The organism is Methanosalsum natronophilum (genome assembly GCF_024808815.1).
GTDB classification, from domain to species: Archaea; Halobacteriota; Methanosarcinia; order Methanosarcinales; family Methanosarcinaceae; genus Methanosalsum; species Methanosalsum natronophilum.
Map to the genome: position 1 here is coordinate 1 of NZ_JANUCS010000040.1, position 1,754 is coordinate 1,754.

The following is a 1,754-nucleotide window of genomic DNA, read 5'->3' on the forward strand; positions in this document are numbered from 1 at the left end:
ATTTTGTCAAGAAACCGTATTTTTCGGGTAACACCATTCCCCCCATTATATTTTCCAGGACCACCACTATTTTCTCTGATACTGAACTCTTCTAGCAATACCGGCACCTGTGTTACCCTTATTGCTGTTTTTCATTTCATCACTGACATCTGTATCCGGATTGCTCATATCACTCACCCTGATATTTCTAAGTCACAATAATCCATATTAATATATTAGTGTGATTGTTAGATATGTTTGATTTGTTTGTCTACTTAATGGACTCACAATATTCATGAACCAAGTTTAATATCAAATTCTGATAGAGATACGAATTAATCATCATTTACATAAACTTTGATTCAAGAGATAAACTTTTTACTTATTAATATATATTGATACTAGATGGTCAGATCGTATTTAAAAAAAATCACCGATGTCAACAGTAATGATTCATTGATTACAAATTTAAGAATGAAACGAATTGATCTACTCAAAGAGTTGATAAAGAACCACGAAAAACCAATTAAAATAATTGATATTGGTGGTACAGTATCTTTCTGGGAAAAAGCAGATTTTGCTGGAAATGATGATTACTTGATTACAATTGTAAATATATTTCATGTAGATAGTGTTTATAGTAATATACAAACTTCCATAGGAGATGCCAAAAATCTTACCGAATATCCGGATAATTATTTTGATATTGCATTCTCAAATTCAGTAATTGAACATGTGGGTGGATCTAAAGAGCAGATTCAAATGGCCACCGAACTTAAAAGACTAGCGAATGAGTATTTTTTACAAACTCCTAATTTTTACTTTCCATTTGAACCTCATTTTCATTATCCATTTTTCCAATTTTTACCTTTTAGAATTAAAGTCTTTTTGGTTCGCAATTTCGATCTTGGAAGAAGAAAAAAAGCATCATGTAACAAAAAAGCTTATGAGATTATTAAATCTGTGAATTTATTGCGTAAAAAAGATATTGAAACTCTATTTCCAGAAGGTAAAATCTATGAAGAAAAATTATTTGGATTGACCTACTCACTAATTGTTCATGGTTTTAACAGAGATTAGTTATTTTAAATAAGAGCCTATTTCAAAACACCGGATACACCTTTTTCCAACATAACATGAAACATGCAATATCCAACAATCCTTTAAAAATAAGGTTAAGACGTTCATATCTCTGTGCTATTTTTCTAAATCCCATTTTCAGCCATTCAAAGAATCTGCAGCAGGGGATTGTAATGAGAATGGCCCCAAACTTATCCCTACAGCTAACCTGGAAGCGTTTGCAGTTGCTGAGAATATAATTGGGGGTAATAGGAAGATGGTGGACTATACAGGCATCCCCGCAGTTCTTTACACAATTCCGACATTAGCTTCAGTAGGAATTGATAGTAGGAGTGTAAGAAAAGGGTGTCAGGTAATCTCGCATGACCGTAGTGACTGGTATTCTACACGGATGTTTAATGGGAAATACGCGGCTTCTAAAATAATAATCGAGGAATCTACTGATAAGATATTAGGTGCACATATTCTAGGCCGATCTGCAGAAGAAGTGATCAATATATTCTCAATTGCTATGAGGAAAGGAATTACACGCCAAGAACTGAAAGAAATGGCATATTCATATCCCAGTGTCTGTGCTGACATAAGACATATGATACGATGAAATAAAATAAAATAAAATAAAATGTTGACACATTGGCTAACTTTAAAAGGTATGTCAGATTAATATGAACTCATGATAGATGCTGTTATTGTAC

Annotated in this window: 3 protein-coding genes; 2 read left to right on the forward strand and 1 reads right to left on the reverse strand. The window is 32.7% G+C overall.

The window, feature by feature from the left end; translation table 11 throughout:
- Nucleotides 1-107, reverse strand: a 107-nt coding sequence (locus J2T59_RS10265) for a hydantoinase B/oxoprolinase family protein (protein WP_374761093.1), incomplete at its 3' end; no start/stop codon positions are given.
- A 277-nt stretch (nt 108-384) separates the two neighbouring features.
- On the opposite strand from J2T59_RS10265, the gene J2T59_RS10165 reads away from it, so the two are divergent.
- Both J2T59_RS10165 and J2T59_RS10170 read left to right on the forward strand, forming a co-directional pair.
- On the forward strand, nt 385-1,059 hold the full coding sequence (locus J2T59_RS10165; protein WP_259135828.1) for a methyltransferase domain-containing protein: 675 nt from the start codon (nt 385-387) through the stop codon (nt 1,057-1,059).
- A 256-nt stretch (nt 1,060-1,315) separates the two neighbouring features.
- Nucleotides 1,316-1,660: an oxidoreductase dimerization domain-containing protein gene (locus J2T59_RS10170; RefSeq protein ID WP_259135829.1), complete on the forward strand. Its 345-nt coding sequence runs from the start codon at nt 1,316-1,318 to the stop codon at nt 1,658-1,660.
- The last annotated feature ends 94 nt before the right edge of the window (nt 1,661-1,754 follow it).